Below are 13,977 nucleotides of genomic sequence, written 5' to 3'. Positions count from 1 at the left end.
AGGCGCGCGGCGAAATCTTGGAACAGCGTGGTCAGAACGGACATGGCAGGCAGGGATAGTAAAAATCCATGCTGGGCGCCGCGATTTTAAGGTGATGTCAAGTGTTATTGTGAAAAAATCGATAATAATTTACTGAAGTGCACGCCCATCGCTAACTTGGGTGGATTGAGCGGGTGCCGCCCGGAATGCCGATCTCTAGATGTCCGCCTGTAGCTGGGCGTAGGCTTCAGCCGCGACGCGACCGTCGCCGCAAATGAGAAGGCCTTCTTCATCAAGCACCGCACTTGCCGCTCCATTTCCGCATTGCCCTTACGACCCCGGGTCGAACCCAAAGACGCGTAGTTCTTGGGCGCAACGACAGGCCTGCGCCATACGCGCCGCCCACGCCATCGCATCATCGCGCGAAGGCAATTCCAACACAGCAAAGCCGCCATCGAGCGCGGGCGCCCAAGGATAACCGCCCATTGCAACCGCTCCGTCAGCAGAGACGAGGATAGGCGGTACGTCGACGTCGATTCCGCCCGCGAAGACGCAAACACCCGCAGCTTTCGCCTCATCAATCACAGCGCACGCGTCGAGGCCCACCGCGCCCATTTCGCCATCAGGCACAACCATTGCCGCGCTTGGAAAAGAGATCAGGTACTTGGCCATGGTGCTCCTTCTGAGAATCAATGGTGGTCGAGGGTGATGCCAAGTGGCCTACCTTGGTCACTTTGCGCAATGGCCGAACGACCGTTTTTAGCCGGCGGCCCACATTCGTCTAGACATCGTGCAGGTCAAACGCTAGGGAATGCATGGACAGCATTTTGACAGTTTGCGTACACGGCGCATTGAGCACGTGCTCAAGAAATGCGTCAACATCTTGGCCGTGCAGCCATTCATTTCCCGCGACAAGACTTACTTGGCTTGCATCGTAGCGGCAGTGCATGTGCAGTTGCTGCATCCGATCATAATCCCCATTTTCGTCGTGTAGCGAGAACTGCCGGGTGAGGTTCAAGGAGACGCATTCATCCCAAGGATATGGACCACCCCATTCGAACAAAAGCATATCTCCTTCAGAATCTTTTGGACACCCCTCGATTGAGGTTGCGGAATAGAAATTCACGAATTCCTTGAGCGCGTCTGTCAGCGCTGTCCCAGTCGGTATCCGTTTTTCGATCTCTTCAAAGGCTTCGCGTGGTGTCATACATTCCTCTAACGATTTAAGCAGCACTTACTGAACTACCGACCGTCCGGTTTTGGCGGGCTGCTGCCGATTGCACTCGCCGGCGATGACGCTCACCGACCTGGGTCGGCAATCCCGTAAAGTGACCCCATGGCTCGTCAATATCGACGCGGACCAGCGCTCGTCCCAGTGCATCAATCCATTCTTCTTGAACCATGCACGCTACGCGACCGGGTTGCAGATAAAAAATACTGGTCACCAAAGCAGCAGCCACGCCGCCCATTGTCAACCCGTCACGGCTTGCCGATATTCCGATCCAAAAACTTCTCGACCCGGGACCAGAAATCGACATTGTTTTCCGGTTTGGACCAGCCATGCCCCTCGTCGCCGTAGACGACCCATTCCACATTGGGATTGCCTTGCCTAACGGCGTCGTAGAATTTTTTGCCGTGCACCAGCGGAACGCGCTCATCGACGCCGCCGTAGGCCAGCAGCACCGGCTGCCGGATGCGCGAGGCCTGCGCCAGAGGCGAAGTGGCGGCAAATTGTGCTGCATCGGCGACAGGATCGCCAATCGTCATTGGCATGCCATATTTTTTAGTGGTGTCGGATAGATCGCTCCAGCGAACCGTATAGAGCAGATTGATATCCGTAACACCGACCCAGTTGATGCCGCATTTGAACAAGGCGGGATCCTTGACCAGCCCCATCATGGAAGCGTAGCCACCATACGACGCGCCCGCGATGCAAATACGCTTGGGGTCGGCAATCCCATTGGCAATGGCCCACTTGGCTCCGTCGGCAAGATCGTCCTGCATGGCAAGGCCCCATTGCTTCCAGCCGCTCTTGAAGTGGCGCGAGCCAAACCCTGTGCTGCCGCGAAATTCCGGCTCCAGCACCACGTAGCCGCGCGACGCGAGAAACTGCGTTTCGCGGTCCCATTCCCAGCGGCCGCCGCGCACATTCGGGCCGCCATGCACCATGACCACCATCGGCAAATTCTTTTTAATACCCCCTGGCGGCATGGTGATGTAGGCGGGAATGTCGAGGCCGTCGCGTGCCTTGTAGCGCACCATGTCTTTGGTCCCCATTTGCTTGGGATCGATGTCGGGATGGGCCATCCCCAATTTGGTCAGCTTCTTGCTGTCCCTGTTGTAAATGAGGTAGCTATGCGGCTGTACGTCGGAATAGGCGTCGATCAGCACGTTGGCCGTTTGCGAGCGTTGCCCAACCGAGATACGGTTGCTGGTTGCCGGCAGCAATGTGTCGATCTCCTTCTGGATGGCAAGCATGGCCGGATCAAACCATTGGGTAATCTCGCCATCGGCGTGATAGCGTACGCCCAGCAATTTGCCCTTGTCATGGATAAAGCTGGCGTCGATATCATAATCATTCGAGGACACCAGAGGCTGGAGCGCAAGCTTTCCGCTGCTCAAGTCGTAGCGGTAGATCGCGCTCTTGTCGTGGCCATTCAAGGCGCTCACGTACAGCGTATGGTCCGCTCCATACCAGAGCGGCTTGAAGGCGTCACCGGACAGGCTGTCAAATTCTGCAAGCTTGCGCCAGGTGGCGCTGGCCGGATCATTGTAGTGCACTGCCCGGCGCTTTCCGATGCTGGTTACCACGGTGCGCACCGTGCCATCCGGCCCAAACAGCCAGTCGTGTGCATAATCGGGCGTGTCGACAAAGGTGGAAAGTCCCGATTTGGTATTGACGCGCTGCAGGCGCAGAAAAGCGTCGACATTCTTGCCATAGCCCTCGTACAGCATGACAAAAACATCGTTCGACTCTTGTGTTCCCGGCACGCCAACCAGGAAAGTATTCCACGGCAAAATATTGGGTTCGTTGGTATTTTTGAGGTAGTGGAAGTCAGTCTCCACCAAACGCCGAAAGCCATTGCCATCGCGGTCCACTGCGAACAGTCCGGGCACGAAGTCTCGTTCGCCCTCGGCTATCCGCAAGTCGGTCACGGAAAAAACCAAGCGCTTGTCATTTACCCAGTGAAACTCCCCGATATCGACACCGTCGATCGCGGCGACAGCCGTTGGCTGCATGGTGTCCAGGTCGAGTACGCCGAGTGTGGCCCGGCTGCCCTTGGTGGCGACGCGGAACGCGACGAAGCGCCCATTGGGCGACATTTCGGCGCCACTAAACGCGGCACTTTTGAAGAAGCTGCCAATCGGGGGGCGCACCGGGGTTTGCGCAGAACAAAGGTGCGAGACGAACAACAGCGTTGCCAGCGCTGCGTGCACAGGGATGCTTCTGAGAGTGATCATATGGGTCGCCAAGGTAGGTCGGAGCGGGTCGCTGCGATGGCAACGGGCCTTCGCGCACGGCCGCGGCGATCATAGCAGAATGTTGGTCAAATATCAATAACAATGAATGACCGTTGGCCAACTTGTTTTCGTTATGGTAACTTTACAAGCCTGTGGAGAGCAGCTTGCAGCGCCGATGGCGGCGCCGGGCTGGTCGCACTTTGAGGAAAACATGAAACGCATCGTCATTGCCGCCCTGCTGTGTGCATCAAGCGCCGCCTTTGCCAACTCCGCCTGCGACAAACCGAAGAACGATTTCGATGGTTTGTATTGCCTGAACAAGGTGTATCAGGAAGCGGACAAGGAACTGAACGAGAATTACCAGAAGCTCTCTGCCAAGCTCGATTCTGAAGGAAAGAAAGCGCTCAAAAAGCGCCAACTCGGGTGGATGCAGGATCGGAACAGGTCTTGCTCGAAGGCGGAAACCGACCGTTTCTATGTTGATTTGCAATGTGCGTCGAGCACCACCATCGCACGCGCCCAGTTTTTGCAGGACCGTGTGCGCGAATGCGCCAGCGCCGGCTGCCAGAACAGCAAACTGTAACATAGCGCCGCGCGTGAAAGCAGGTCGGGGCGGCTGGCAACTGCCGCGCCGCCTTGCGTCACGCCTCGACCAGCGCCCCCCGCGCAAAATGCTCGGCCAGCGTCTGATCCAGCCCGCCTTCCACCGCCAGCTCCACCTGCCGGGCCAGCGCACTGGTATCCAAGGTCATCGGCGAGTCCTGATCCAGGTCGAGCGGCTTGGCCGCATCCACTGCCACGCCATTGAACACAAACAGCCGGTACACATCGGCCAGCCTCAGCTTGTTCACATTGGCCAGCAGAACCCAGTTGTCCGCATTTTCCACCACGCCCTTGCCCCAGCGCGCGCGCGCCGTCACATCATCCTGCACGCGCCCGACCCACCCTTCAGCGAGCATGCGCTCGAGTAGCGACGTCATCTCGTCATAGCCAAAGCGCGTATGCGCCCTGATCGACGCCGACGACACCAGCGCGGTCAGATTCACCTGCGCGCTGCCGTGCAGCACCTTGAGGATCGCCATCGCGTCCACAAACGCCCCGCCCGGCACCGGCTTGTACCACCAGCGCTCATATTTCACGACCGGCAGCGCCGCCGTCAGCAGCGCCCCCACCAGCGTGATCATCCACGACAGATAAATCCACGTTAAAAACAAGGGCAGCGCCGCCAGCGCGCCGTAAATTACGGCATAACTTGGGAACTGCCGAATGAACATCGCAAACAGCCGCTTGGCAACCTCAAACGCCACCGCCGCCACCAGACCGCCCCACATGGCGTCGCGCCAGTCGACGAATTTGTTCGGCACCAGCATGTACAGCAGCGTGTACGCGCCCCCGGTCAGCCCGACCGACACGATGGTATAAAACAACGAGGTCACAAATGGCGACACCTGCGTCAGCCCCGTCGTGGCCAAAAACAATTGCGAGGTGGCCGTGATCGACAGGCCGAACAGCAAAGGCCCCAGCGTCACGAGCGCCCAATAAATCACCACCCGCTGCCCGATCGGGCGCACGCGCCTGACCTTCCAGATCTGGTTGAAGGCGCGCTCGATCATCCCCATCATGCTGGCCGAGGTGAAAAACAGCATGACCGCGCCCACCGCCGACAAGCCCTTGGCCTTGCTGGCAAAGGTGGTGAGGCTCCCGATCACGGTCTCGGATATGCCCCGCGGCATCATCGTCTGGACGAAATACGCCTCCAGCGCCGTGCGGAAATTATGGAATATGGGAAAGGTCGTGAAAATCGCGAGAATGATCGTCAACAGCGGCACCAAGGCCAGCGTGGTCGTAAACGTCAGGCCGCCCGCGACCTGCTGCAATTGCTCCTCGCCAAGGCGGCGGCGCGCGAAATAAAACAGGTCGCGCGCTTCGCTCCAGGTCAGGCCGCGCACGACATCGACGCTCGAGTGGATCATTTGGTTGGTGGAGCGGGAAATTTTAGAAAGCATGTGGTCGGAAAAAGGCGTCGCGTGGCGATATCGGCATTCAAAGCGCCCTATAATACCAATGATGAACCCTACGAATCCGATTATTCTTGTTTTGTATTACTCGCGCCATGGGGCCACGCGCAAGCTGGCCGAACTAATCGCCCAGGGGGTCGAAAGCGTGCCCGGCGTTGATGCGCGCCTGCGCACGGTGCCGGCCGTGTCCACCGTGACCGAAGCGACCGAGGCCGACATTCCTTCCGGCGGCGCGCCCTATGTGGAGCTGCAAGACCTGGCCGAATGCGCCGGCCTTGCGCTCGGCTCGCCCACGCGCTTTGGCAACATGGCCGCCTCCGTCAAGTACTTCCTCGACGGCACCGCGGCCGAATGGCTGTCGGGCACCCTGTCAGGCAAGCCTGCGGTCGTATTTACCTCCACCGGCAGCCTGCACGGCGGCCAGGAATCAACCTTGCTGACGATGATGATTCCCCTGCTACACCACGGCATGCTGATCATGGGCTTGCCGTACACCCACCCCGAACTGATGACCACCGCCAGCGGCGGCAGCCCGTACGGCCCGACCCACTGGTCCGGTATCGACGGCAACAAGGCCATCACCGACGACGAAAAGCGTTTGGCCGTCGCGATGGGCAAACGTTTGGCCGAAACGGCTGTCAAACTTGGCGGAGCGCGCTAATGGAATCGCCAAAATATTTTCACCTGGGCGCCATTGCCAGTCTGGTCGCGCTGATCGTCTGGCTGGTGGTGTGGGAAGTAGTCGTCGCCCCGCTGCATCCAGGCGGCTCGTGGCTGGCGCTGAAAGCCGTGCCGCTGCTCATTCCGCTGGGCGGCGTCATCAAGCGCGACATTTATACGCTGCAGTGGTCATCCATGGTGATCCTGCTGTACTTCATTGAAGGCTCGGTGCGCGCCTGGAGCGACAAGCTGCCGGCGTCGCAACTCATGGCCTGGGGCGAAGTTGTCCTGGTCTGCATTTATTTTGTCTGCGCGCTGCTGTATTTGCGCCCCTACAAAAAGGCGGCAAAACGCATCGCCAAGGAGTTGCTCGAAAAGGTCACGTCCAAGCAATGACGGCTGCTTTCCTGCGCCGCTGCCGCGACATCGCCGGGGACAGCCACGTATTGTCCAGGGAATGCGACATGGCACCGTTCCTCACTGACTGGCGCGGCCGGTTTACGGGCAAGGCGCTGGCGGTGCTGCGCCCGGATACCGTGGCGCAAGTGGTGCAACTGGTCCAGGCCTGCGCCGCATTTGGCATTCCACTGGTGCCGCAAGGCGGCAAAACCGGTCTGGTGCAAGGCGGCGTGCCTGACGCCAGCGGCAGCGCCGTGGTGCTGTCGCTGGCGCGCCTGGCCCAGGTGCGCGCGATCGACCCGGTCAACCGCACCATCACGGTGGACGCCGGCTGCATCCTGCACACTATCCAGGAGGCGGCCGCGCAACACGGCTGCCTGTTTCCGCTGTCGCTGGCGGCCGAAGGCAGTTGCACCATCGGCGGCAACCTTTCCACCAATGCCGGCGGCACCGCGGTGCTGCGCTACGGCAACACGCGCGAGCTGTGCCTCGGTCTGGAAGTGGTCACGCCCCAGGGCGAGCTGTGGAGCGGCCTGCGCGGCCTGCGCAAGGACAACACCGGCTACGACTTGCGCGACCTGTTCATCGGCGCCGAAGGCACGCTCGGCGTCATCACCGGCGCCGTCCTCAAGCTGTTCCCGCAACCGAAGGCATCAATCACGGCCATGGTCGCGCTGGCCTCGCCGCGCGGCGCGCTCGGCCTGCTCAGCCTGATGCAAGACGGTTGCGGCGCCAGCCTGACGGGCTTTGAACTGATGTCGGACTTTGCACTGCGCCTGGTGGCCACCCACTTCCCGCTGCTGCCCAGGCCCTTTTTGGCGCGCCACAATCAGTACGTGCTGGTGGAACTGTCCAGCAGCGAGTCGGAACGGCACGCCATCGATCTGCTCGAACGCGCCATTGCCGGCGCGCTGGAAGCGGGCATGGCCGACGACGCCGTAGTCGCCACCTCGGTTGCCCAGTCGCGCGGCCTGTGGCAGGTGCGCGAACACATTTCGATGGCGCAGGCAGCCGCCGGCAGCAACATCAAGCACGACGTGTCGCTGCCCATTTCGCGCATCGCCGACTTCATCGAGCAGACCGACGCGCTGCTGCTGTCCGCCTTTCCCGGCTGCCAGCTGGTGTGTTTCGGCCACCTGGGCGACGGCAACCTGCATTACAACGTAGCCCCGCCCGACGGCACGGCGCACGCCGCGTTTTTGCAGCACCAGGAGGCGATCAATCGTCTGGTGCACGACAGCGTCGACCGTTTCGGAGGATCAATATCTGCCGAGCACGGAATTGGCACCTTAAAACGTGACGAACTGGTACGCTACAAGAGCCCCGTGGAACTGAACATGATGCGTGCAATCAAAAACGCGCTTGATCCGCTGGGCATCATGAATCCTGGGAAAATCCTATGAACTTCGGGAGAGAGAACATGTCGCGCTTGATTTCCTTGCTTTTGCTGTGCTCGCTGTCCTCCTTGTGCACAGTGGCCAACGCCCAAAAACTGTACAAATGTCGCGTCAATGGCACCCTGGTCTATTCCGGCGCGCCGTGCAAGGGCGTGACCAGTACACCCGTTGACGTGCCCGACGCCCCCAAGCCCGACCCTGCCGTCGCCGCCGAACTCAAGCGCCAGGAAATCGCGCTCGACCGGCTCGAAAAAGAGCGCCTGATCCGCGAAAAACAGGACAAGCGCTATGCTGATTCCGACGCCCGCTTGGCTGCCGGGCGACGCAACCGCTGCGAGAAGCTGCGCCTGCAGAAAAAATTCGCCGACGATGAAGTCACCGCCGCCGTGGGTCTGGAAACCCAGGCGCTCAAAGAGAAAGCGATGCGCGTGGCCGAGTACGTGGCGTCGGAGTGTCCCGATTGACTTTGCTGACCCGCTGGCTGCTGTTCGGTGAATGGCGCGCTCACCCCATCCGCGCACTGCTGGCCATTGCCGCCATTGCGGTCGGCGTGGCCATGGGCTTTGCCATCCACCTGATCAATTCGGCGGCCTTCAACGAGTTTTCGGCGGCCACCAAAAGCATTTCCGGCCAGGCCGACCTGCACATCACGGGCACCGAAGCCTGGTTCGATGAAGCGCTCTTTCCGCGCATTGCCGAACACCCGATGGTGGCCGTGGCCTCGCCCGTCTTGCTGGTCAATGCGGGCGTGCCGGGGCAAAGAACCACGCTGCAAGTGGTCGGCGTCGACGCGTTTCGGGCCGGCTACGTCACGCCCGGCCTGGTGGGGGCCAGCGCGTCCGGCAAGGCGGCCGATATTTTCGCCGATGACGCCATTTTCCTCTCGCCGGCGGCAACCAGCTGGCTCAAGCGCGCCTCCGGCGCCAGCGTGGTGCTGCGCTCGGGCACCAGCGACTTTACGCTGCGCGTGGCCGGCCAGCTGGCGCAGGCGCGGCCCGGGCAGCGCATCGCCATGATGGACATTGGCGCGGCCCAATGGCGCTTTGGCAAAGTGGGCGTGCTCTCGCGCATCGACCTCAAACTGCGCACCGGCGCCAACCGCGAGGCGGTCGAACGCGATCTGGCGGCAGCGCTCGAGCGCGACTTTCCGGGCCGCTTTCGGGTCGAGCAGCCCAACGACACGGCCCAGGAAAGCCGCAACAGCGGCATGAGCCGGGCCTATCGCGTCAACCTCACCGTGCTAGCGCTGGTCGCCCTGTTTACCGGCGCCTTCCTGGTGTTTTCCACGCAGGCGCTGTCGGTGATGCGCCGGCGCAGCCAGTTTGCGCTGCTGCGCGTGCTCGGCGTCGAACGGCGCACGCTGCTGCGCCAGGTGCTGCTCGAAGGCGCCAGCCTGGGTCTGCTGGGCGCGCTGCTGGGCATCGGCGCCGGCTACGCGCTGGCGGCGCTCGCGCTGCGTTATTTTGGCGCCGACCTTGGCGCCGGCTTTTTTTCCGGCGTGCTCCCGAGCATCGTGTTCCCGCCGCTGGCCGCGAGCGTCTTTTTTGCGCTCGGCCTGGGCGTGGCGGTCCTGGGCGGCATGGCGCCGGCGCTGGAAGCTGCCCGCGCCGCGCCCGCCGTGGCGCTAAAATCGGGCAACGATGAAGCGGCGCTGGCGCGCCTGGCACGCCTGTGGCCGTCCATGGTGTGCTTTGCGCTGGCCGCGGCCATGGCTTTTGCGCCGCCCGTGTTGGAGCTGCCGCTGTTCGGCTACCTGGCAATCGCCCTGCTCCTCATCGGCGGCATCGGCATGATGCCGCGCCTGGCCGGCGCCGTCTTCACGCAGCTTAACCGCATCTCCATGGCGCGCGCGCGCCAGCACCCGGTGCTGGCGCTGACGCTGGCGCGGCTGGCCAACGCTTCCGGGCAGGCCGGCATTGCGTTGGGTGGCGTGCTCTCGAGTTTTTCACTGATGGTCGCCATGGCGATCATGGTGTCGAGCTTTCGGGTGTCGCTGGACGACTGGCTGGTGCGCCTGCTGCCCGCCGACCTGTACCTGCGCATTGAAAACAGCGGCAGCGCCGGCGGCCTGGGCCCGGCCGAGCAGGCGGCGCTTGGCGCACTGCCGGGCGCGGCCCGGGTCGAATTTCTGCGTGGCCGCGACCTCTCGCTCGACCCGGCGCGCCCGCCCGTGACCCTGATCGCACGCCATATCGATACGCTCGACCCCGGCCGCGCCATGGTGCTCGAAGGCGCTAGCGTCCCCGTGCCGGCCGGTGCGCGCCCGGCCTGGGTGTCGGGCGCGATGCTCGACCTGTACCAGGTCAAGGTGGGCGGACAGCTGCGCGTGCCGCTCGGTGGCAGCATGCAGGCGTTTTTTGTCGCCGGCGTGGTGCGCGACTACGTGCACCAGAACGGTGGCGTCCACGTGCGCCTGGAAGACTACCGGGCCCTGTCCGGCGACGCCGCCGTCAACGATGTCGCCGTATGGACCGCGCCCGGGACCAGCTCGCAGCAGTTAGAGGCGCGCATTCGCGCCCTGCCCTTTGGCGCCGCCCTCGCGTACGCAAGGCCCGGCGAAATTCGCGACGTGAGCATGAAGATCTTCGACCGCAGCTTTGCCGTCACCTACCTGCTGGAGGCGATCGCCATTGCCATCGGTATGGCGGGCGTGGCCGCCACGTTTTCGGCCCAGACGATTGCGCGCGCAAAGGAATTTGGCATGCTGCGCCACGTCGGCGTCACGCGCGGGCAAATCCTGCGCATCCTGGCCCTTGAGGGCGGCTCGCTGTCGGCGCTGGGCGTGGCCTGCGGGTTTGCGCTCGGGCTGTTGATCAGTTTTGTGCTGGTCTATATCGTCAATCCGCAATCGTTCCACTGGTCGATGCAGCTCAACGTGCCGTGGCCCCTGCTGGCCAGCGTGGCCGCCGCGCTGCTGGTGGCGTCCGTGCTCACCGCGCTGGTGTCGGGGCGCTATGCGCTCTCCGGCGGACCGATACGCGCCGTCAGGGAGGACTGGTAATGCGCTTTGTTTTCATGCTGCTGTTGCTGCTGTCGCAAGCTTGCCAGGCGGCCGATTTTGCGCCCGTGGTGCCGGGCCGCGCGCTGGTTTTCCCGGCCGATTACGGCGCCCATCCCGCCTTCAAGACCGAGTGGTGGTACGTCACCGGCTGGCTCAAGGGCGCGGACGGCAAGCCGCTCGGTTTTCAGGTCACGTTCTTTCGCAGCGCGACCGGCCAGGGCAAGGACAACCCGAGCGCCTTTGCCCCGCGCCAGCTGATCATCGGCCACGCCGCGCTGTCCGACCCGGCGCTCGGCAAACTCGCGCACGACCAGCGCTCCACGCGCGAAGGCTTCGGTTTGGCCTATGCCAAGCCAGGCACCACCGACATCAAGCTGGAGGACTGGCGCATGGTGCGCGGCGCCGACGGCGTCTACAAAGTGAGCATCAAGTCGGCCCAACTGCAGCTTGACCTCACCCTGGCCCCGCGCCAGGCGCTGCTGTTGCAGGGCCAGGGGGGCTACTCGCGCAAGGGGCGCGACGCGGCCAACGCCAGCTACTATTACAGCGAACCGCAGCTTTTGGTGCGCGGCACGGCCGGCAGCGGGGCGACTGCGCGCCCGGTCGAAGGGACGGCCTGGCTCGATCACGAGTGGTCCAGCCAGGCGCTCGATCCTGACGCGGCGGGCTGGGACTGGATCGGCGCCAACCTCGATGACGGCTCGGCGCTGATGGCTTTTCAGATCCGAAGCAAACAAGGTGGTAAACTATGGGCGCACGCAACGGTCCGCGACGCGCGCGGCAAAGTCACGCAGTATGAACCCGATCAAGTCAGTTTTACCCCGCAGGCGCATTGGCGCTCGCCCCGTACGAACGCCGACTATCCGGTAGCGACGACCATCGTCACCGGATCGACCAAATGGCAGATAACACCGTTGCAGAGCGACCAGGAGCTCGATTCGCGCCGCTCGACCGGCGCCGTCTACTGGGAAGGCGCGGTATCGGTCGGGCGCGACGGCGTGCCTGCGGGGCATGGATACCTTGAACTGGTCGGCTACCACCGCCCGATGACACTTTAAAATTACACCGCACAGCATAAGACACGATGACCAATAGCTCCACCAGCACCACCAGCACGGCCAGCACCGCCAGCACAGCGAGCACCAGCGCGACCGAAGCAAGCCGCAAAGGCAGTCTGGCTGCATTCAAGGGCCTGTTCCCGTTTTTGCGCCCGTACCGGCGCCAGTTCATGCTGGCCGCGATCGCCCTGGTTGTGGCCGCCGCGTCCACACTGGCCATACCGTACGCGTTCAAGCAAATGATCGACCTTGGCTTTGGCGCCTCGGCCGGAGCGCGCAGCATCAAGCACGTCGACGCCACCTTCCTGGCGCTGTTCGGCGTGGCCACCGTGCTGGCGCTGGCCACGGCGGCGCGCTTTCTGACTGTCTCGTGGCTGGGCGAGCGCGTCACCGCCGACATCCGCAGCGCTGTCTACGCCCACGTGGTCAACCAGAGTCCCGAATTTTTCGAGACCACGCAGACCGGCGAAGTCCTCTCGCGCATCACCACCGACACCACGCTGATCCAGGCCGTGGTCGGCACCAGCATCTCCATGGCGCTGCGCAACGTGCTGCTGTTCGTGGGCGGTCTGGCAATGCTGTTCGTGACCAGCGTGAAGCTTTCGTCGATTATTCTGGTGCTGCTGGTGCTAGTGATCGTGCCGATCATCCTGTTCGGACGCCGCGTGCGCAAGCTCTCGCGCGACTCGCAAGACCGGATAGCCGACGCCTCGGCCATGGCCGGCGAAATCCTGAACGCCATGCCGACGGTACAGGCGTTCACCCATGAAAAAATCGAATCGACGCGCTTTGGCGCCTCGGTCGAAAGCGCGTTTCAGACAGCCATGCGGCGCATCCGCGCGCGCGCGCTGCTGACCATGATTGCCATCGTGCTCGTGTTCGGGACCATCGTGTTCGTGCTGTGGCTGGGCGCGCACGCGGTGCTGAACGGCGAAATGACGGGCGGCGACCTTGGCCAGTTCATTTTGTACGCATCGATCGTGGCCGGCTCGATTGGCGCGCTGTCCGAAGTGATGGGCGAAGCCCAGCGCGCCGCCGGCGCCACCGAGCGCCTGCTTGAACTGCTGTCGGTCAAGTCGTCGATCCAGAACCCCGCCCAGCCGCTGGCGCTGCCGGCGCGCATGGCGACCGGCGCCGCGCTGGCGCTGTCGGATGTGACGTTCTCGTACCCGTCGCGGCCCGAGACGGCGGCGCTGGCGCACCTGTCGCTGTCGATCCAGCCTGGCGAAACGGTGGCCGTGGTCGGCCCGTCGGGCGCGGGCAAGACCACGCTGTTCCAGTTGTTCTTGCGCTTTTACGATCCGCAAAGCGGCAGCATCACGCTGGACGGCGTCGACATCAGGCAGCTCGACCTGCACACCTTGCGCGACGCAATCGGCATCGTCCCGCAGGACACCATCATCTTTTCGGCCGACGCGATGGAAAACATCCGCTACGGCCGGGCCGGCGCGACCGATGCCGAAGTGATTGCGGCGGCGCGCATGGCGGCCGCGCACGAATTCATCGAGCGACTGCCGCAAGGCTACAAATCCTTCCTGGGCGAGCGCGGCGTGCGCCTCTCCGGCGGGCAACGCCAGCGCATCGCGATTGCGCGCGCCCTGCTCAAAAATCCCCCGCTGCTGCTGCTGGACGAAGCGACCAGTGCGCTCGACGCCGAGTCGGAGCGCCTGGTCCAAAGCGCGCTGGAAGCGGCGATGGTGGGGCGCACGACCGTCATCATCGCGCACCGGCTGGCGACGGTACAGCGTGCCGACCGCATCATCGTCATGGAAGACGGCAAAATCGTCGAAACCGGCACCCATTCCACGCTGGTCGCCCTTGGCGGCATCTACGCCAACCTCGCCGCCCTCCAGTTCCACAACGTCCACATCACCCACTAAACCCGGGGTCAGACCTCAGTTAGAAAACAATTTTTTAATTGGGGTCAGACCTCGTGTTTCGAGTAATTTTTGAAGGTGCATGGCAAGATTCGGCGAGTATTTGGGACAATCTGGCCCTTGTCG

The 13,977-nt window shown here is 62.9% G+C and carries 12 protein-coding genes; 8 read left to right on the top strand and 4 right to left on the bottom strand.

Annotated elements, in window-relative coordinates:
• Nucleotides 1-309: 309 nt before the first annotated feature.
• From ACP7D4_RS20210 to ACP7D4_RS20200, 3 genes are all read right to left on the bottom strand, one after another.
• Nucleotides 310-651 carry a transcription initiation protein gene (locus ACP7D4_RS20210; protein ID WP_426210949.1) on the bottom strand — a complete coding sequence of 114 codons (342 nt, stop codon included), beginning with the start codon at nucleotides 649-651 and terminating at the stop codon, nucleotides 310-312.
• Between the two features lie 109 nt (nucleotides 652-760).
• Nucleotides 761-1,186 carry a hypothetical protein gene (locus ACP7D4_RS20205; RefSeq protein WP_426210948.1) on the bottom strand — a complete coding sequence of 142 codons (426 nt, stop codon included), beginning with the start codon at nucleotides 1,184-1,186 and terminating at the stop codon, nucleotides 761-763.
• Between the two features lie 272 nt (nucleotides 1,187-1,458).
• Complete coding sequence (locus ACP7D4_RS20200) at nucleotides 1,459-3,441, bottom strand: alpha/beta fold hydrolase (protein WP_426210947.1); 1,983 nt, start codon at nucleotides 3,439-3,441, stop codon at nucleotides 1,459-1,461.
• A 106-nt stretch (nucleotides 3,442-3,547) separates the two neighbouring features.
• Between ACP7D4_RS20200 and ACP7D4_RS20195 the strand changes: the two genes are divergently transcribed.
• A complete protein-coding gene (locus tag ACP7D4_RS20195; RefSeq protein WP_426106265.1) occupies nucleotides 3,548-4,024 on the top strand; it encodes a lysozyme inhibitor LprI family protein in 477 nt (158 codons plus the stop codon).
• A gap of 58 nt (nucleotides 4,025-4,082) precedes the next feature.
• Here ACP7D4_RS20195 and ACP7D4_RS20190 read toward each other — a convergent pair whose 3' ends face one another.
• The gene (locus ACP7D4_RS20190) at nucleotides 4,083-5,414 is read right to left on the bottom strand and encodes a YihY family inner membrane protein (RefSeq protein WP_426210946.1); all 1,332 of its coding nucleotides are present in this window, start codon (nucleotides 5,412-5,414) and stop codon (nucleotides 4,083-4,085) included.
• A 94-nt stretch (nucleotides 5,415-5,508) separates the two neighbouring features.
• Between ACP7D4_RS20190 and wrbA the strand changes: the two genes are divergently transcribed.
• Genes wrbA through ACP7D4_RS20155 form a run of 7 tightly spaced genes read left to right on the top strand, consistent with a single transcriptional unit; the run spans nucleotide 5,509 to nucleotide 13,854 of the window.
• Entirely contained in the window at nucleotides 5,509-6,120 is a 612-nt protein-coding gene (gene wrbA / locus ACP7D4_RS20185; protein ID WP_426106301.1) for an NAD(P)H:quinone oxidoreductase, read from the top strand.
• Nucleotides 6,120-6,515 (top strand): DUF2069 domain-containing protein, encoded by a 396-nt coding sequence (locus tag ACP7D4_RS20180; RefSeq protein ID WP_426210945.1) that lies wholly within the window; start codon nucleotides 6,120-6,122, stop codon nucleotides 6,513-6,515. The genes wrbA and ACP7D4_RS20180 overlap by 1 nt, the downstream gene beginning before the upstream one ends.
• A complete protein-coding gene (locus ACP7D4_RS20175) occupies nucleotides 6,512-7,921 on the top strand; it encodes an FAD-binding oxidoreductase (RefSeq protein ID WP_426106261.1) in 1,410 nt (469 codons plus the stop codon). The genes ACP7D4_RS20180 and ACP7D4_RS20175 overlap by 4 nt, the downstream gene beginning before the upstream one ends.
• Before the next feature lie 17 nt (nucleotides 7,922-7,938).
• On the top strand, nucleotides 7,939-8,379 hold the full coding sequence (locus ACP7D4_RS20170; protein WP_426210944.1) for a DUF4124 domain-containing protein: 441 nt from the start codon (nucleotides 7,939-7,941) through the stop codon (nucleotides 8,377-8,379).
• Nucleotides 8,367-10,916 carry an ABC transporter permease gene (locus tag ACP7D4_RS20165; RefSeq protein ID WP_426210942.1) on the top strand — a complete coding sequence of 850 codons (2,550 nt, stop codon included), beginning with the start codon at nucleotides 8,367-8,369 and terminating at the stop codon, nucleotides 10,914-10,916. Before ACP7D4_RS20170 ends, ACP7D4_RS20165 begins: the two co-directional genes overlap by 13 nt.
• A complete protein-coding gene (locus tag ACP7D4_RS20160; protein ID WP_426106258.1) occupies nucleotides 10,916-11,974 on the top strand; it encodes a lipocalin-like domain-containing protein in 1,059 nt (352 codons plus the stop codon). The genes ACP7D4_RS20165 and ACP7D4_RS20160 overlap by 1 nt, the downstream gene beginning before the upstream one ends.
• Nucleotides 11,975-12,000: 26 nt before the next feature.
• Complete coding sequence (locus ACP7D4_RS20155) at nucleotides 12,001-13,854, top strand: ABC transporter transmembrane domain-containing protein (protein WP_426210941.1); 1,854 nt, start codon at nucleotides 12,001-12,003, stop codon at nucleotides 13,852-13,854.
• The last annotated feature ends 123 nt before the right edge of the window (nucleotides 13,855-13,977 follow it).

It is taken from the genome of Massilia sp. TWP1-3-3 (genome assembly GCF_049897805.1).
Taxonomy (GTDB): Bacteria; Pseudomonadota; Gammaproteobacteria; order Burkholderiales; family Burkholderiaceae_D; genus Telluria_A.
This window is presented reverse-complemented; position numbering and strand designations above follow the sequence as displayed.